We start from the raw sequence: 16,978 nt of genomic DNA on the forward strand, positions 1-16,978 counted from the left end.
GGGGTTTTGCCCAGGCTTGCCGGTGCTGGATCGAAACACTCTCTTCCCGAGCTCGTTCGAGATCATGGCTCTACCTTACAACAGGTCGTCGAACTGGAAGGGTACGTCCTCCTCCCCTTCCCCATCCTCGGCTCCCGCCGCTCCGCCTTCGGTTTCGGGGAAGAACGACACCAACTTGACGCCGTCGAAATCGACCGGCAGCCTCCGGTTCCGCCCCGACGTGGCGAAGTCGTAACCCTGGTCGTTGGGCGCGCTCCAGGCCATGACCGCGTTCCCCTCCCCCACCAGTTCCTCCACGTGCAACCAGATCATTTCGCGCTTCTTGGCGTTGACCTGGCCCACGTACACCCCGGCCCGAATCTCCAACAACCACACGGCCAGGCGCCCCCGCAGCCGCGGCGGCACGTTCTCAACCACGATGACCAGCATCGCCCAGCCCCTTTTCGTCGGAGAACGCTGGCCCGACCACGCCGGCCTGCTCGATCGTCGCCACGTCCAGGCCGCCCGCCGCGAGCACCTCGTCGATCAGGGGAATCAAGCGGCCGAGCAGCTTGGCCTTGCGGAAGTGGTCACGGCACTTCAGGCGAACCTCGCGGACCGGGTCCTTGCTCTTTTTTGCCGCGACCGCGAACGCCACGGGCACCACGCTCTCGAACTTGACCAGGTCCGCGATGTCGAAGACGAAGGAACGCGGCTTCCCCACGTGCACGAACCCGATCGACGGCGCGTACCCGGCCGCCAAGATAGCCGCCTCCGAGAGCCCGTACAGGCAGGCGGTCGCCGAACTCAGGCACTGGTTGATGCGGTCCGAACCGTCCCAATCCTTGGGGTCGTAGTTCCGCTTGCCCCAGGGAATGCCGTAGCGCGCCGCCATGTCTCGGTAAATTTCCCGGACCCGCTTCCCTTCCAGGCCCCGCAGTTGGTTCACACTGCGCCTGGCCGGCGGCTCCTCGCCGAACCGGAGCGCGTACATCTTGCGCACCACCTTCAACCGCAACGTCTCGTCCAGCGCCAGCTTGGCCTGGTACAGGAGCCGGTCCGCCCTGGCCCCGCCCGGCTGACCCGCCGCGTAGAGCCGCACCCCCGCCTCACCGACCCACACCAGCAGGCAGCCGACCTTGGCGCACAGCTTCACCGCCTCGTGGGTCACCCGACAGCCGGGCTCGAGAAACAGGCACGTCACACTCCCCACCGGGATGTGGGTCCGCACGCCTCGCTGGTCCACCAGCACGAAGGCACCGTCGCGCACGTCCAACTGGCCGCGCTCCAGGAAGAGCCACGAGATGCGGTCCTTGATCGGCGTGGGCCGCAACTTGGGCAGGATCGTCATGCCCGCCGGACCAGCATCAGGCCACACCCGAACGACTTGGCGGGCCCCAACCCGTTGAACAACATGTTCCGAAAGGCATCGACCTCCGTCACGCGAAGGGTTCCCGTGAGGTCCATCGTGGTCACCGTCATGGGGTCCGGGTGCTTCCGCTTGTGGAACACCGACGGTCGGTAGCAGGCGACCAGGGTCCGTCGCGCGCCGATTTCGAAACCGTGCGACGACGCGCGGCGCGCCAGCCACTCGCAGCCCAACCGGTAGATCAACTCGTTTTGATCCAGCTTTTCGCGTGCCTCTTTATCTAATTGGTACTTGTAGTCCATCACGACATCGAAGCGCTTGACCCGCTTGCCTTCCCGGCGCGAGACGACGGGATTGACGCGCAAATCGAAATGGAGCAGATCGCCGTTGCACAGGTCGGGGGTGTAGGGTTTGGTTTCGACCCGCCACTTCGCCACGGGTTGCGGCGGTTCCAGGGAAACCAGGAAATACCTCGGACGGCCCCGATCCAAGTCGTACCGGAACATCCAGCGACGCTTCGCCTTGGGATCGAGGGGAAAAAACTTCCACACCATTTCGTGATGGCGGTACGGGTTCCAGTTCGCGATCTCCTTGGGACTGCCTTCCCACGTTATCCGGCTCAAATACATCGTCAATCCCTCCCCTCACGGTGATCTGGGGCGACCTCGCCCTCCGGCTCCAGGAGTCCGCCTCGTTCTTCTCGCGCGTGAAAGAGCCAACGTCGCCGGGAGGCCAGGCCATCGCGACGGTGGAACAGGTGCTGCGTCTTCAGCGAATCGTCGTGCCCCTCCCAATACACGCGTTGCCCCCTTCCGGCACCCCGCGGTCCCCGCACCTGTTCTCGCAAGAGCTGGGGCAGGGGTGCCTCGGTGAAGGCGACCTTCAGGTTCGGCGCTTCCACGATCTTGGGGATCAGGGGCCAGGCCGGCGGACAACTCTTTCGGCCCAGGTACAAGTGGAACCTGGGCCGAGCCAGGGCCTGGCTCAGTCGCGCCAACGAGAAGGCACCTTCCTCCCGCATCCACAGGACCACCGTGAAGCAGGCATCGGCCCGGTAATAGCGGTCGGACAGAACCGTGTTCAGCTTTTGCTCGCCCAATTCCTCACGCCGGGTGTACCAGCCTTTCCCTTTGCGCGAGCCCGGCACCTGGGAGGTGTGGTAATCCTTGAGTACGATCCCGGGCGCATCGACCCGCACCGCGAACCCCAAGGTCCGGTGCAGGTCCTCGTGGACGTCCGCCTCTTCCCGGGAAAGGCCCAGCGCGGCCCCGAGCAATCCCAACACGGCGCTTTTGGTGGGCCGCCCCTCATCGCCGCGATGCTCGCCGACCGCCACCGGACCCCAGGACTGCAGCGGCCCGAAGAGGTGCAACACCAAGAACCGTTCGAGCTGTTCTTCCATGGCTCACCCCTCGCTGACGAAATCGAGCAGTTCGCCGAAGCGGCCTTCGCCTGCCGCGGGATAGAACTCCATGGCGCGACCGGCACCGACCTCGTAGCAGTCGGCCAGGTTCGAACGCATGGTGCGCATGGCATCGACCGCGTTGGCCAAGATATTCGATTGGTCGCTGTCCCGAATGTCCTTGATGAAGGCCATCGCCAAGGATCGCGGGCTTTGGTCCTCGTGCTCGGCGAGGATGTAGCTCGCCAGGCCGAGCGCGGCGAAGCTGTTTTGCTTCCCGCCGGGAGAAACCTTGGCGATCGACGCGACCAGGGCCCGAAGGCTGTGGCTGGCCAGGTCCGCATCATCGCCGAGGTTGGACACCAATTGGTCGCGGTTGATGTTGACATAGAGGTAGTAGAGACCCGATCCGAAGCCGAGTTCGTCCAGGTGGCCGGCTCCCGTGTCTTCGCGTCGATTCAAATCGTCGACCGCGGTAAAGAAGTCATCCTCGACCGCGACCTTGTTGACCGAGATCGCGTGGGCCACCTGAACCGCGGCCTCACAATTCTGGCTGGGATGGTCGGCCAGCATGCGGCCGAACATGGCGATGTCGGCCGCGTGTGGGGCGCCCCGCAGGGCGTGCAGCTCGTCGTCGGTCGGCGGACGCTTCTGCTCGGCGCAGGTGCGCGCCAGTGCCAGCACCGCGGCCTTCTCTTCCGGCGAGTAATGCACCAATTGGGGCGTATCCAGATCGCCCTTCTTGATGTTGGAAAAGGTCTTGGTGAAATGCTGGGCCCATTCTTTGGCTTTCTTTTCGTCGATGCCCTGTTCCTCGAGAATCGGCATCACCCAGGAGGTCGCGATTTTGCGCGTGCGCACGCCCAAGTGGCCGGCGAGGGCTTCCTGAAAGAGGTCACTGGTGCGCCAGGCGCGTTTGAGGCATTGGGAAGAGATGCGCAGGCGGTTGGTGCCGCCGACCTGAGCCGTTTTGGGCCGGCCCAGATCGTCGCGGTTCAGGTTGGACGGCGGATAAAAGGTCAGGACATGCAATTGGGTAAAACGGGACATGGTGACTCCTCATGAAGCGCGAAAATATTGCGGAAGTAATGCGGAAGTGATTCGAAAGTGGTGGAGAGACGAAGCGCGATCGAAGGCGGCGGAATCCTCGATCGCAGCCCGGGCAGCAGGCAAACCGGGGTTCAACCCTTCTTCTGCGGCAGATGGGCGTAGTAGTCGTAGGCGAGCCTTTTGCGGGTTTTGGCATTCCAGGTCCACATCACCCTGGTCAGGTCGGCGATGTTGATTTCCCGGCCCAGCAGGTGAATGATGCGCCGCCAGGCACGTAGTTGGGCGTCCGAACCCTCGGAGGCCAGCAGCCGTCGAAAGCGCAGTTCACTGACCTTGGGACGGCCTTTCGCGTCGTCGGCCATTTGGCGGGCCAAGGGCTCGTTGTCCTTGTTGGCGCGAACCCGGGACAGCAGCATCGCCAGCCGCAACAAGGTGTCGCGCTCGTAGGGCGTCAGGCTGCAGGAGGGGCGGCGAACTTCCCCGTCCACGACCTGCGCCGCCTCGACCATGTGCAGCAGACGAAAGAACCCGGGACAGGCGCAGGCCTCGTCCTCGCTGGCGGCACGGCGGAGTTCGGCCCTTTCGCGGGCGAATTTGCGGTGACTCGACGGATCACCGAACCACTTCAAAACCACGGTCATCACGTGTGCGGTGAGGTCTCGGTTGGCTGTGTTCATGCGGTCGTCTCCTCGCGTTTCGTTGGGGCGGGCGGCAAGTCGAGCATCGCTCGCAGCCGTTTGCCCCTGGGTGAAGTGAACTTGACGAGCTGGTTGTAGGCGCGCGCGACGCGGGCGGGATCGACGACTTCGACCGCCCGGTCGGCAGTGTGCGACTCGAAACAGACCAGGGCTTTGCGCTGCAATTGCCGCAGCCAGGTCTCCCGGGGTTCGACCGCATCGGGGTCGTGCGCCAATTGGGCCACGAGAGCCAAAAAGTCGGCTTCGGTTTCGTTCCAAAAGGTCAAGTCCAGATGGGACCAATCGCCACGGGCCTTGATGGGCCCCTTGAACGCCGATTTCACCTGCGCCCGCAAGGTTTGACAGACGTTTCGCGCCGCCTGGATCATGCCCTGGATGTGTGCGCGGTAGTGTTCTCGCTGGTCGATGTCGTCGGCGTGGGCCAGGAGCACCGGCATGGTCCGGTCGATCCAGGCGCGGGCTTTGGCGTTGTCCATGTCGTAGCCGAAGACCCAGAGGCGGGGTTCCCGCATGTCCGACTCGCGGGTGATTCGCTCCAGGTACCGCACCCGATTACCGTAGCGGCTGACGATTCGCGCGGGAAGCCTGCGCTCCTTGCCCTGCTCGCAATCGGAAAAGGCCAGGCCCAGCCAGTGGTGGTAGCTCAGGGATCCGGGTTGGCCGTGGAGGGGGAGCACCTGGTCGGCCTTGTCCAAATAGTGCGGCGTGAGGGGATGGTGCCAGCCCTCGCCGTAGTTGTTGCCGTAGTTCTTGGTGACATAGTCGCGAAACAGCGCCGACCGGTGACGGCCTTCGAGGTCGCAGATCCCGCCGTCGCGATCGGGGTCGCACAATCGGATGCGGCGCGGCATGCCCCAGTAATGCACGGCCGGGTGGCACGACACCGCGTGGATCTCGGAGCCCTTTTTCTTGCTGTCCCGGGTCGGTCGGGCCCAGGGGAAGCAGTCCTCCAGCTCCCATTGACGGTGGGCATCGGGGTGCCCGGCCAGCAGGTCGTCGCGGACCAACACGCCCAGCCACAGGGTTTGCCACAGGGTCGGGCGCCAGATGACCGTCGTCAACGGGCCGCCGCCACGGAGGCCGACCCGGTGACCGGCGCCGCCGCTGGGCGCGTTGGTTTGCAGGCAATAGAGCGCGACGGCGGTGAAGAAGGGACCCAATTGGCGAACCGTGCCGCGCTTGACGAAGTGATCAATGTTGTTTTTCAGGGTGTTGCCGCCCGGGGCCTCGATCAGCAGGGTCCCGATGCCCTTGGCCTCGGATGGCGTTGGCTCCAGCTCGAGATCCTGCATGAACCGCACGCCATCGCCCAAGAGTTCGAAGAAGGGCGCGGCCTTGGCGAAGACGGCCTGCAGCTCGTCCGGGTCCGGCGGGTTCGCGAATCGCTGGAGCCACGTGTCCTCGTCTGGCGGGGCGAACAGGGTTTGAAGCACGCCGATGGCGAGCTGCACGAGGGCGCCGTCGAAATCGTGGCGAGGGGTGAGGAACTGAGTGACGGAGTTCCGGGTTTCGGCGATTTGGTGAAGGGGGATGGTGTCTTCGCGACCATCCTGGCGCAAGACGGGAAAACAGCGATCGGTCAGTAGATTCAGCATATGTATCTCACTACGTGATAATCAAAAAAGATCGACGTATTGCTCGTTATTGGTATCTGCGAAAAAGGGCGGAAATTTGGATCAATATGCAGTGATTTTTTTCGGGTCCACCCTTCGCTTTTTGTCGTGCATCCAAGGAAAGGTCTTTTTGGAAGTGGATCCTGTGGATCGGCCGGGTTTCAAATGCAACCTGCTGTCAGCAGTCAGGTATCAGGTTTCGGCTAATTATCTGTGAACAAGCTGATCCCTGATCCCTGATCCCCTGCCCAGCCAGCCGAGCCAGCTTGGAAGTTACATTCAATTCGTTTCTGGATCGGCATCCGGTAGCGCCAGACCTTTTTCTCGCGAGTAAAAAAGGGGACGCTCGCCGTCGCCGGTCAGGGCGCGACCTTCCCACTCCCCTTCCCCGACCGGAACCATGGGAATCAACGCCACGCCTTTGTTCCGGTCCGGCAAGGCATCGCAGAGCGCCAGGTACGCGCGCTCCTGTGGTCCCTGCCAGCCCGGGCTGCCCGTTACCGGGCCGAAGCGCACCGAAACCTGGCTCTTGTGCCAACGCAGGAGTTCCGTTTCGCCTGGGTCATTCGATGCCGAAGCGAGTGGTGAGAATCGCTGGCCGTCCCACTCGGCCAGTCGAAGCCGAATCGGGTTTTCGCCGAGCCGGGTCGTCAGTTCCTCGCGATCCAATACGCCTCGTTCATGGGAGCTTTCGTAATCCTGTTCCCACGAGAGGGTTCGGAGAATGGCCTTGGATCGATTGCCCAAGTTTTCGGCACGATGCTGCTCGTCGATGTCCCGCAGGAGTTCCGGGAGATCGACCGCCCCGTACACCGCCTCAATCAGATCTCGCGAATCCTGCGGCAACGCGAATGTGGGTTTTTGACGCAGCGCTTTTTGGGTCAACCAGTTGGTGGCCGTGTTGGGATAGACCCAGGCCGCGTTGCCCAAGACGTCCTTGTACCAATCTTTCTCTGGATCTTCCCGCCAAGCGGGGGCGAGGACCAAAAAATGTTTGGATCCGCGTTCGTCCCTGCGGCGGCCGTGGTTGGCGGGGTCCAGCCACTCCCCCGCCTCCGTGCGCGGGTGTCGTTGCTGACGACCCAGTCGTTGGACCAAGGCATCGATGGGGGCCAGGTCGCTGACGACCCGATCGAAGTCCACGTCGAGCGATTGTTCGAGGACCTGGGTCGCCACCACCACCTGGCCACGACGGCCACGGTAGTCGGCCTCCTTGCCGAACCGTGCCAGCAGGTCTTTTTGAATGCGCTCGCGGTCCGCGCCGCAGAAGCGGGCGTGGAACAGGTGCAGGCGGTTCGAATCGATGCCTGCCCGGTTCGCAAGCCGTTCGAAGGACTCGGTCGCCTGGTCGACCGTATTCCGAATCCAGGCGACGCACTTGCCCTCGGCCACCCATGCCTCGATTTGCGCCAAAACCTCTTCCTCGTCGTGAACGAAAGCGGCGTTCACGTGTTGGACCTGCGCCTCGGGTGTTTCCCAGGTCGCGTGATCGGCTGTCAGGGCGCTCGCTCGAACGTGGGTCATCAGCGGGAAAGGTGGCTTTTCGCCGTACACCAGGTCGATGTCCTCGGGTGGGTAGCCCAGGGATCGGTAAAAGCTTTTGACGAACGATTGGCGCAACCTGCCGGGAAGGGTCGCCGAAAGCAGGATGGTCGAACCGCCGGCCCGCGTGTGGAAGGCGATCAGGTTCTCGATGATGTGGCGCATGTAATCGTCATAGGCGTGGACCTCGTCGATGATCAGCACCTTGTTCACCAGCCCGAAGAGCCGCATGGCACCGTGCTTGACGGGCATCACGGCGAGCATCGCCTGATCGACGGTGCCGACCCCGATCGCGCCCAGCAGGCACTTTTTGCGGTTGTCCGCCAGCCACGACGAGCAAAGCGCGGAGGCCGGCGCGGCTTCGCCATCGAGGTGTCGTTCCGCGGGCACCGCCTCCAAACCCAGACGGTTGGAGAACGCGGGGTTCAGGGCGGCCGAGCCGTGGGCCAGGATCAGGGCGGGTTGGCGATCGCCGGGGATGTAGAACTGTTCGAAGGTCTTCTCCATCCGGTCGAACATCTGGTCGGCCGTGGCCATGGTGGGCAGACCCATGAAGAAGCCGGCGGCCCGGCCCTTGGCCATCAGCTTTTGGGTTGCCATCAAGGCCGCTTCGGTCTTGCCGCTGCCGGTCAAGTCCTCGATGATGATCAGGTTGGGGCCTTCGGTATCGAGGTTCAGGGCGGTTTCGATCCTGGCCTGAAGCGGGGTCGGTTCCGAGAGACTTGGGAAGAGTGCGGCGAACGTCTTGGCGGGCGCGGTGGGCGGGGGCACCAGCCAGGTCTCGGCAAGCGCTCGCTTGGCGCCGGGAACCGCGACGGTGTGGAAGTAGTCCTCGATGGGGTGGTTGGCGCCCTCGGTGTGGTAGGCGAAGAAGCGCTGGTTGGAGCCCAGCCAATCGCAGACCATGGTGAAGCCGGCCAAGTAGAACGAGAGCTGTTTGAAACGTTGGTCGAGGTCTCCCTTCGCCGAGGCGGGCCAAGGGAGTTCGAACGGGAACAGCTTCGTCAGGTCGGCAACCCATTGGGCGGCGGCGCGGCGGTCCTCTGGGGAGAACAAGGTATGGGAGCTCTTCGGTGTTTTTGGAGGGCGGCCGTGATGGCCGGTCACCGCCACGGCGAGCGCGTCCAGCGGGCCGATCCAGGCTTGTTTCCAAGTGGGGTCGCGGAACAGGGGCCGGAGGTGGATTGGTTCGAGCTCGATCCACAACTCCAGACCGAGCGCATCGTGCCTCGGGCCGCGTCGATGGCGGGTGGGCCCGGTTGGCTCCTGAAGGGCCCGATAGATTTCGGGGACTTGCGCCTGGAACAGGTGGCTGAATTTGCCGAGGTCGTGGCAGGCCACCAAAAAACAAAGGAACCGCAGCGACGCCTCGCGGCCCAGCGGCTCGAGAAACGCCTCGAACAGCCTGGCCCAATAGGGCCTCTGGCTCGAATCCGGTGCTGGGTTGGCGCCGCCGAGAAGCAGGTAGGCGACGGCGGCGACGTCGAGGCAGTGGAACGGCAAGAGGTGGTAGGGCTCGGCCCCGTCGTGCTCGGGTTTGGCTTTGCCCCAGTAGCGGAAATAATCTTTTTCGGTCACGAGAAGTCCCTTTGCGGGATGGTTTGGAGAGGTGAGCCACTTATACCGCGATGGCTATTCCCGCTTCAATTAACTTTCCCGAGAAATTGGAAATAAATGTGAATACCACTTGAACGACCATCCTCTGTAAATCCCACCAAATTATTGCGTTCCATTCGATTCGGCAGGGCCAACCCCATCCAGAGCGAGCGCGAGCAGTGCGGCACGCTCCGCGTCGTCAGGTGCCCGGTGGGGCCGCAAACCTTCGCCGATCCCCAAATGGCCGCAAAGATCGGCCAGCCGGTAGGACGGCCCATGGGGCAGCCGGGTTTTGGCGAGGGCGTGGGTGCAGATGAAGGTCAAACGCGGGCCCGGCAGACCGCAACGGGCGCAGGCGTCGTAGAAGAAACGGCGCTCGAAGGCCGCGCGGTGGGCGACAATTGGTCCGGCCCCGAGGAACCGGCAGATCTGCGGTAGGAGGGTGACCAGCGTCGGAGCCTTCCGGAGCTGCACCTCCGAGATCCCGGTCAGGCGCGAGATGGAGGCCGGCAGCGATGGGGTGTGGACCAGGTTGGACCAGCGGTCCAGGATGCGGGAGCCTTCCACGCGGACGGCTCCGATTTCGATGATCCGGGCCCCGAGGTGGGGATAGAGCCCGGTCGTCTCGAAGTCCAACGCGACGAAGGATGAAGGCAGCGGCGAAAATTTGGAGATTTGGTTGAGCATGGGTCTATGATAAATCGGGACAGAGATCTCGTCAGCAGGCAAAAGCCAAGGTCTGGAAGCGAATGTAAAATTGGCGCTGGAAGCAAATCTTTTCGAGACCAGAGTGTTCCCTGCACCCGCATCGATGACCCGGGTAATGCACAGATTTCGCACACTTGGGTTGATGGGAAGTCGAGTTCTGGGCCAAAAAAAGACTCCCGATGGTGGGGGCCTGCGTTTCTCATCGTGTTGCCGTGATGATTTTCGGTGAATTGAGTGGGACCTTCGGGTAGGTTTATCAACTCCATCGACCGCTCCCCTACAACACCCAGATCAAACTGGGGATTTCCTCCAAGGGTTCGAGGAGGTTCCAGAGGATCCAATTTCGGTTCAGAGGGTCCCGGCTTGGAACGAGCCGTCACGAGCGTCTCCCGCTTTCGCCGTCCCGTTTCGGCGGGAATGCTGGGGGTATCGGGGACTCCTTGAGTGAAGTCACAGACAAAGAACGATCTATCCGAGTAAGGTGCCTCTTTCAATCACTGCGAATGAACACGAACAGGATTCTCGCCGGCGAGCAGTTTGCCCGGCTCAATGCCGAGCACCAACAGAGAGGCAATCATGGTCCCATTTTCCAAACAACTCATGATCCCCACGTTTGCCGCACTCGCCTGCCTACCGAACTTGGCTGCCGTCGAGATCCAACTCTACGGGAATCATCACACCATGGGAATCATCGTCGAGATGGACAGCGGTGAGGACGCCGACCAATCCGCAATCGCCACACCGAGCTACGGTCTTCCCGGAGAACCCCTCCAGGAAGGGTTCCCGCTGACCCGCGTTTCGGCGACCCGATTCGTCGGCAGCCTATTCGATTTAACCCCCGGAACAAGGTACGAAGTCCAGGTGCGCTTCAGCGACCCGGGCGATCCCATCGACGGACTCCTGCTCGAATCCGAAGGCGAGACCAGGGTGGAACCACAACTGCCCGCGCCGCAACGGGAATGGATTGTGAGCCCGAATGGATCGGGCACGGATTGCACAGAAAATGCGCCTTGCTCGTTTACCGAGGCGTTGAGCCGGGCGGTCGCCGGTGAGGTGATCCTTATGGGAGGCGGCGTCTACTACATCGGTGAATTCTCGCCGCCTCGGTCCGGGACGATCTCAAACCCGATCATGATCCGGTCCCAGCCCGGTGAGCAAGCCGTTTTCGACGGCGCCGACCCGGCGGCTTTCCATTGGACGGCGCAGGGCAACGGCGTGTATCGGACGACGGCCAATGCTGCCGACACCCATTTGGTCACAGCAAACGGGGAGCGGCTCTATCCCTACGGTAACTTCGCCGACCTGGAATCGCTCGAATGGGGATTGCCCGGTTTCTTCGCCGACGGGACCACACTCTACGTGAAACTCGCCGGCAATGCCGATCCCAACGAGGCCGTGATGATCGTGTCCCGCTACAACTACGCGTTCGAGTTCGGCGGGACCGGGCTGGCCCTCCACGACCTGACCTTCCGCCACTACGGTCGCGGCAGCTACGCCAAGGCGATCTACCTTAACGGTGCCTCCGAATGTTGGATCCGCGACTGTACCTTTGCGATCAACGACACTGCGATCGGGATTAAACGCGAGGCGAACCGCAACCTCATTGAACACAACGAGTTCTACGATACCATCTACCTCTGGCCATGGGACGCAGTCAAGGCGGGCGCCCAGCTCGAGAGTGGTGCGATCGTCTTCTTCTCTCCGGTGACCGGGCGGGGCAACATTATTCGCCGCAACTCGTTTCACGACTTTTTCGACGCATTGGGGGCCTGTCCGGAAGGCGATAACGGCACGCTCACCAACGAGACCGACATCTACGAAAACACGATTGAACGGGCCGGCGATGACGGCCTCTCGGCGGACGGCGTCTGTTCCAATCTCCGGATCTGGAACAATACCTTCCACGATGTGCTCGTCGGCATCTCGCTGGCACCGATCCTGGAAGGCCCGGTCTACGCCCTGCGAAACACGATCTCGCGAACCGGCGGTGGGAACAGCAACTACACCGGCCTGCCCTTTAAATACAACGTCGCCGGACAACCGACCTCCGGGATCTCCTATCTGTTTCACAACACCAGCTACGCGGAGAGGTCCGACAATCACGGGTTCTGGATCAAATCACCGGGGACCTGGCGCAATATCGTCATGCGCAACAATCTCTGGGTCGGCACGGCCCACGCCCTCAACAACGCCAACACCTCCCAGCCCATCGATATCGATTACGACCTGTTCTGGAACCAGGGAGATGCATCCCTGATCCGCTGGGGCGCCTCGCGCTACGATTCGCTCGCCCAATTCATCGCGGCGACCGGGCTCAACCCGAACGGGATCGCCGCTGACCCGCTCTTGCTCGATCCCGAAGGCGGCAATTTCACCCCGAACGGAAGTAGCCCCGCGGTCGATGCCGGCCTGGTCATCCCGGGGATCAACGATTCTTTCAGCGGGGACGGACCGGATCTCGGCGCCCATGAGCGTATCGAGTCGGAGGGCGGACAGTGGATGAGGTGGGGTGCCCACAGCAACGACGCGCTCTACCTGGCATCGCTTGACGGTAACGGCGACGGCATCCTCAATGTTCTGGACTTCATTGCAAACTGAGCCGCAGCCAACTTCGGACACCATCGCGGCCTGGAAAAGAAACAGATCGTTAATTGATCATTTTTTTCAGTGGCTTCGGTAGCTCCATCATGATTCCGCCCTCGGCTCATCGCTCCGATTCTCTTCTCGGATCACCCTGATTTCACGGCTCCTCTCCACTCGGCGTTCCATGCTGTCGAGCCGAGGGATTTGCCTTCCTATGGCAGCGTCCGAACTCGTAGTAAAATGGCACCCTGTCCAGGAGCTGAAACCCATACCAAGGCCGCGCCCGCCTCGGATTACCTTTTTGCCTCGAGGAGCTGTAATTGCTGCTATTCCTTCTTTTCATATGCGGTGAACCCACCAGACCGATGACCGAAATGCACGGTGATTGCTCAGATTACTCTTGGGACATGACCCGGGAGTTCCAACTCGTGCGTCAGGCACGAGAAACGACGGAACCCTTTTCGGGAACCTTTCTCACGGCCCGGAAACAGGAGGTTACGCTGGTGCCCATGCCGCAGGTTTCCTATGCCGCCCCGCCACCTGAGCGCAAAAAAAGCTTCCAGGGTCATTATGGCGGATCATGGCCGTTAATCATCGAAGCCGACGGCGTGTATCGTATCTGTCTGGATTCAAAGATCTGGTTGGACCTGGTTGACACCGAAACCGGCACGCCCCTGTCCTCCAACCTGTTTGAAATGCAGACCGGCTGTGAAGAGATTTTTAAGGTGGTGACCTACACCTTGGAGAAAGGAAAAAAGTACAGCCTCCAGTTGGCCTTTGCCAAGAACCCCCACGCCACCGTCCTGATTACCCCACACCGAAGCCCTTAGGTTCCCGTGAGTCTCCCATTCCTCCACCAACCGCTCACGACAACGTGTGACATATCGACACCCGCGCACACAGGGTGACACGAAGCGCTCGTCGCGCGGCACGCGCGCGATCCCACCCAAAAACGAACCGGAGACGCCCCGTGGGAACGGCTCCGGTTCGGGTTGGCCGGCCGACGCATTCGGAAAGGACGGCCTCACGCCGCCGCGACCGAGTCGACTGCTAGAAGGGTTCTTCGATCAGATAGAGCTTCGTCTTCACCGACAGGGCGTTCGAGGGTCGCGAGGTCGCCGAGCCCGAAACCGCCTGGATCCGGTACCAAGTGACCGTCAGGCTACTGCTTGGCGCCTCCGGATGATTGGGGTGAATTCGCATCTGATCGGTAAATGCCGATCCAACCGTGGTCCCGATGACCTCAAATGAGCCATTCCCCAAGGCGCGCTCCACCCGATACGAATCGGCGCCGGAGACCGCCGTCCAAGTGATGTGCGGATGCTTGCCGTCGGCAAAGGTGACCATCACCCCCGTCGGCGGGGTGAGCGTCCCCACGTCGATGGTTTTGGTCAGGCTCGAGGCAACGCCGTCGCCGTCGGTCACCGTGAGGCGTACTTCATAGGCGCCGGGATTCGCATATTGATGGGTAGGGTGACGCTCATTGGAAACGCCGCCATCGCCGAACGACCAAGCCCACGACACGATACCCAAGTCGTCGTAGGACATGTCGGTGAAGGTCGTCTGGTTCGGCCCAACCGCGTAAGTGAACCTCGCCGTGGGCGCCTTGTTCAGCGTGAGACCCAACACCACTTCGTGCTCATCGGTTTCGATTTCCGTGCGCACCACCCCCAGTTCCTCGGGCAACGCCGGCAGGGTGAAACCGCCCATGTCAAAATCCTTGTTCACAAAATGGTCGTTCAGCGCATGGGTTGCCACGGACCTCAAAATGCCCGGTAGATTGCGCGACGGATCCAGCTCGGAATCGTCGGCGCGGAACACGAGCCGAACCTGATCACCTTCCGTCGCCACCCTAAAGGAGCCGTAGAGGAAAAAATCGACGTCGTAAACCTTGTCAAATTCGAAGAGCTCGAGATCAATCTCGCCGAAAAGCGTCAGCAGGCCGTAAACCACCACTCGATTACCCGGTTGGATATCCACCTCGACCGAATCGAGATTGGCCATCCAAGCCTGTAACAACGCGCCGTACTCCAAATCGCCGACATTGACGACGCGTGCGACGGTAAGCACCGCCAACCCGCGATTTATGTCGGATTCATTCATGCGAACCCGCACATCGCCCAGCCTGCTTTCCGGCGGCGACGCCAGCGTCTCGGCGTGGCGAAACGAACTCCGGGCCACCCCGTTACAGGCCCTGACGCGAAACCGATGGACACCTGGCTGAGCCAGATCGACCTCGGCAGACCGATTCAAACCCGAGTAAGCCAGAAACTCGGAACCCGATGGATCTATTTGAAACAACTGGTAATAGGTTACCTGCCCCGTGGCCGCCCCCCAGGACACCTGTACCGACGGCGCGTAGGCCGAAGCAGGCACCGTGAACGAGGAAGGCGGACTCGGCGGCTGGAGATCGGGGTCTTCATCGCCGCAAAAGCCGGGAAGGTAGGCGCCAAGGATACATAAAACGAACATCTTCTTCATGACTGCCACTCCTCTCAATTGAATGCCCCTCTAAGGATGCCGCCGGCCGGGTTGGCTAGCCATTTGCGCGCATAGACCGAACCACCACCACGAAACTCGCCGTAGACAACGACGGCACCGGACCCAATCGCGCGATCCGTGCGGAAGAGCGTCCATTGGTTCTTGCTCGTCAGGCCCGTTTGTGCGGTGGTATAGGGTCTATTTTCCATGGTGAAAACCTCCAAGATGACAACCTCTACTTCCAGGTTCGCCCACAAATAAACACCACCGCCGCTTGCAATCCGAACATCGAACCTGGGGCGTTCCGCGTCGAACCCGGCCGAAACGGTGAACTGAAGGGACCCGTCCACCACGGCGAACCCAATCCCCAAATCGGCGACGGTGATCGCGTGGTTAGCCAATTGCTCGCCGCCCAATGCCTCGAGCAATTGGCCGCGATAGACCTCCAATTCCAACAAGCCGTATTCGGCCAGGAAGGCGTCCACCAGCCAATCGGGAAGATTGGCGCCGCGAAGTTCGTCAACCAGGCCCTCGAGGCTCGCCAAGACCGACCCGGTCGTGACCCGGCAGCGGCCGATATCGAGCCCCGGCCGAATCACGGCGCGGTAAACCGGTGTGGGCGAACCCGCGATAACCGCGCTCGCCGAAAACGAGAAGACGAGGTCGGCCCGATCGGTGGTGAACTCGGCGCGCACCTGATCCAATTCGATTTGGTAGGTGATCAAGTCGTCAAGGTTCCCCGTCACGGTCATCGGCAGGCGATCTTCCAAGATTTGCGTCTCGATCAATTGATTCACAAGGGTTTCGTCGACCTCCACGGCGGCGGAAATTTCGTATTCACCGTCGAGGACGCCGTCACAAGGGTCCAAAGCGAAAGCAGGAGCCGCGGTCAAGCACAAGCAAACGCCGATCGCCAGGCGTTTCCCCAAACTCGACCACCACTCCCTGGTTCTGAAAAGATCTAGCATGATCGTTCTCCAGTCATGGGTAAATGGTCGCGCACCACAAGGGCCGCGACAGGCGGGCGCCGGCCGGACCACCTGGACCCGACCGTTTCATCGCCCGACACCGGAGCACACGAGCTAGGGTTAGATAAGCGCTCAAAAAAACGGAAAGTCTTTCGCTCAGGTAGAGCCCATCCAGAAACGAAAAGATCGTGACTCCCAAAATGGTTAGGCTGGATGGGCACGGTATCGGGTATCAGGTATCAGGTATCAGGTATCAGGTATCAGGCCCAGGTATCAGCAAAATCATTGTTCAGAGGTGATTAGCTGATACACGAATGCTGATACCAGGTTGCATTGAGAATCGACCGATCCCGAGGAACCCTTTCAGGAATACCTTGTTTCCGGATGAATACTAGGTCATGGCGAGGTTGCCGCCCGAGTGCCTTAACTGGCTTCGAACCCAGCCATTTGCGGCTTTCAACTCGCGACGAATGGTGGATTCGCCCAGCTCGAAGGCCTCGGCCATTTCAGCAATCTTCAGCCCACACAGGAAGCGGCACTTCCAGATATTGGCCTGACGGCGATCGAGCCGTTCCAAGCCGGCCAGCGCCTGGCCGAGCGCCAACAGATCCGGGCTCGGGCGGCCGTCTCGTTCGGGATCAAACGAAACCCAAACCGTGTCTCCACCGTGTTTTGCCGCTTTCTTGCGCTTGGCGTGATCGACCAAGATATGCAGCATGGCGGTGGAGACCAAGGCGTAGAACTGGCCCCGCGACCGCCAAGGGCGGTCGGTGCCGGGCTCGCGACTCAACAGTTTCAGGCAGGCTTCATTGACGAGCACGGTGGGTGAAAACAAGGTGTCGGAGCGAGACCCGAGCCGTGCTCGAGCGATTTTCACCAGCTCACCGTGGGCCAGCGCAAACAAACGATCCAAAGCCCCGCGATCGCCGCCGCGCCAACGCTCCAATAACTCGGTAATCTCACCCGCCGCCGGGGCGTGCTGCATAACT

General features: G+C 61.7%; 14 protein-coding genes. 2 read left to right on the plus strand and 12 right to left on the minus strand.

What is annotated here, in order from left to right; all coding sequences use genetic code 11:
• Nucleotides 1-75 precede the first annotated feature (75 nt).
• From cas2e to J3U87_RS27255, 9 genes are all read right to left on the minus strand, one after another.
• Complete coding sequence (gene cas2e / locus J3U87_RS27215; protein WP_237378937.1) at nt 76-429, minus strand: type I-E CRISPR-associated endoribonuclease Cas2e; 354 nt, start codon at nt 427-429, stop codon at nt 76-78.
• Nucleotides 410-1,330: a type I-E CRISPR-associated endonuclease Cas1e gene (cas1e, locus tag J3U87_RS27220; RefSeq protein ID WP_237378938.1), complete on the minus strand. Its 921-nt coding sequence runs from the start codon at nt 1,328-1,330 to the stop codon at nt 410-412. The genes cas2e and cas1e overlap by 20 nt, the downstream gene beginning before the upstream one ends.
• Nucleotides 1,327-1,977 carry a type I-E CRISPR-associated protein Cas6/Cse3/CasE gene (gene cas6e / locus J3U87_RS27225; protein ID WP_237378939.1) on the minus strand — a complete coding sequence of 217 codons (651 nt, stop codon included), beginning with the start codon at nt 1,975-1,977 and terminating at the stop codon, nt 1,327-1,329. The genes cas1e and cas6e overlap by 4 nt, the downstream gene beginning before the upstream one ends.
• A gap of 2 nt (nt 1,978-1,979) precedes the next feature.
• On the minus strand, nt 1,980-2,750 hold the full coding sequence (cas5e, locus tag J3U87_RS27230) for a type I-E CRISPR-associated protein Cas5/CasD (protein WP_237378940.1): 771 nt from the start codon (nt 2,748-2,750) through the stop codon (nt 1,980-1,982).
• Nucleotides 2,751-2,753: 3 nt separating this feature from the next.
• Entirely contained in the window at nt 2,754-3,800 is a 1,047-nt protein-coding gene (gene cas7e, locus J3U87_RS27235; RefSeq protein WP_237378941.1) for a type I-E CRISPR-associated protein Cas7/Cse4/CasC, read from the minus strand.
• A gap of 131 nt (nt 3,801-3,931) precedes the next feature.
• Complete coding sequence (casB, locus tag J3U87_RS27240; protein WP_237378942.1) at nt 3,932-4,477, minus strand: type I-E CRISPR-associated protein Cse2/CasB; 546 nt, start codon at nt 4,475-4,477, stop codon at nt 3,932-3,934.
• Nucleotides 4,474-6,093: a type I-E CRISPR-associated protein Cse1/CasA gene (gene casA, locus J3U87_RS27245; RefSeq protein ID WP_237378943.1), complete on the minus strand. Its 1,620-nt coding sequence runs from the start codon at nt 6,091-6,093 to the stop codon at nt 4,474-4,476. Before casA ends, casB begins: the two co-directional genes overlap by 4 nt.
• Nucleotides 6,094-6,390: 297 nt before the next feature.
• Nucleotides 6,391-9,231: a CRISPR-associated helicase Cas3' gene (gene cas3 / locus J3U87_RS27250; RefSeq protein ID WP_237378944.1), complete on the minus strand. Its 2,841-nt coding sequence runs from the start codon at nt 9,229-9,231 to the stop codon at nt 6,391-6,393.
• 141 nt (nt 9,232-9,372) lie between these two features.
• Nucleotides 9,373-9,936, minus strand: a complete 564-nt coding sequence (locus tag J3U87_RS27255) for a 3'-5' exonuclease (protein WP_237378945.1) — start codon at nt 9,934-9,936, stop codon at nt 9,373-9,375.
• 597 nt (nt 9,937-10,533) lie between these two features.
• Between J3U87_RS27255 and J3U87_RS27260 the strand changes: the two genes are divergently transcribed.
• Both J3U87_RS27260 and J3U87_RS27265 read left to right on the plus strand, forming a co-directional pair.
• Nucleotides 10,534-12,555 (plus strand): right-handed parallel beta-helix repeat-containing protein, encoded by a 2,022-nt coding sequence (locus tag J3U87_RS27260; protein ID WP_237378946.1) that lies wholly within the window; start codon nt 10,534-10,536, stop codon nt 12,553-12,555.
• Between the two features lie 494 nt (nt 12,556-13,049).
• The gene (locus J3U87_RS27265) at nt 13,050-13,370 is read left to right on the plus strand and encodes a hypothetical protein (protein ID WP_237378947.1); all 321 of its coding nucleotides are present in this window, start codon (nt 13,050-13,052) and stop codon (nt 13,368-13,370) included.
• A gap of 220 nt (nt 13,371-13,590) precedes the next feature.
• On the opposite strand, the gene J3U87_RS27270 is transcribed toward J3U87_RS27265, so the two are convergent.
• The 3 genes from J3U87_RS27270 to J3U87_RS27280 all read right to left on the minus strand — a co-directional run bounded on the left by J3U87_RS27270 (nt 13,591) and on the right by J3U87_RS27280 (nt 16,974).
• Nucleotides 13,591-15,021 (minus strand): PKD domain-containing protein, encoded by a 1,431-nt coding sequence (locus J3U87_RS27270; protein WP_237378948.1) that lies wholly within the window; start codon nt 15,019-15,021, stop codon nt 13,591-13,593.
• Nucleotides 15,022-15,035: 14 nt separating this feature from the next.
• A complete protein-coding gene (locus J3U87_RS27275) occupies nt 15,036-15,989 on the minus strand; it encodes a hypothetical protein (RefSeq protein ID WP_237378949.1) in 954 nt (317 codons plus the stop codon).
• Between the two features lie 391 nt (nt 15,990-16,380).
• A complete protein-coding gene (locus J3U87_RS27280; RefSeq protein WP_237378950.1) occupies nt 16,381-16,974 on the minus strand; it encodes an ECF-type sigma factor in 594 nt (197 codons plus the stop codon).
• Between the last annotated feature and the right edge of the window lie 4 nt (nt 16,975-16,978).

The sequence above is a fragment of the Sulfidibacter corallicola genome, assembly GCF_017498545.1.
In the GTDB taxonomy this organism is placed as follows: domain Bacteria; phylum Acidobacteriota; class Holophagae; order Acanthopleuribacterales; family Acanthopleuribacteraceae; genus Sulfidibacter; species Sulfidibacter corallicola.

Excerpts from the sequence above, each read along its gene's own strand:
- J3U87_RS27265 (WP_237378947.1), top strand. The coding sequence starts at position 13,050 with ATGCCGCAGGTTTCCTATGCCGCCCCGCCACCTGAGCGCAAAAAAAGC.
- cas6e (WP_237378939.1), bottom strand. The coding sequence starts at position 1,977 with ATGTATTTGAGCCGGATAACGTGGGAAGGCAGTCCCAAGGAGATCGCG.
- cas1e (WP_237378938.1), bottom strand. The coding sequence starts at position 1,330 with ATGACGATCCTGCCCAAGTTGCGGCCCACGCCGATCAAGGACCGCATC.
- cas5e (WP_237378940.1), bottom strand. The coding sequence starts at position 2,750 with ATGGAAGAACAGCTCGAACGGTTCTTGGTGTTGCACCTCTTCGGGCCG.
- cas7e (WP_237378941.1), bottom strand. The coding sequence starts at position 3,800 with ATGTCCCGTTTTACCCAATTGCATGTCCTGACCTTTTATCCGCCGTCC.
- casA (WP_237378943.1), bottom strand. The coding sequence starts at position 6,093 with ATGCTGAATCTACTGACCGATCGCTGTTTTCCCGTCTTGCGCCAGGAT.
- J3U87_RS27280 (WP_237378950.1), bottom strand. The coding sequence starts at position 16,974 with ATGCAGCACGCCCCGGCGGCGGGTGAGATTACCGAGTTATTGGAGCGT.
- J3U87_RS27255 (WP_237378945.1), bottom strand. The coding sequence starts at position 9,936 with ATGCTCAACCAAATCTCCAAATTTTCGCCGCTGCCTTCATCCTTCGTC.
- cas2e (WP_237378937.1), bottom strand. The coding sequence starts at position 429 with ATGCTGGTCATCGTGGTTGAGAACGTGCCGCCGCGGCTGCGGGGGCGC.
- casB (WP_237378942.1), bottom strand. The coding sequence starts at position 4,477 with ATGAACACAGCCAACCGAGACCTCACCGCACACGTGATGACCGTGGTT.
- J3U87_RS27270 (WP_237378948.1), bottom strand. The coding sequence starts at position 15,021 with ATGAAGAAGATGTTCGTTTTATGTATCCTTGGCGCCTACCTTCCCGGC.
- J3U87_RS27260 (WP_237378946.1), top strand. The coding sequence starts at position 10,534 with ATGGTCCCATTTTCCAAACAACTCATGATCCCCACGTTTGCCGCACTC.
- J3U87_RS27275 (WP_237378949.1), bottom strand. The coding sequence starts at position 15,989 with ATGCTAGATCTTTTCAGAACCAGGGAGTGGTGGTCGAGTTTGGGGAAA.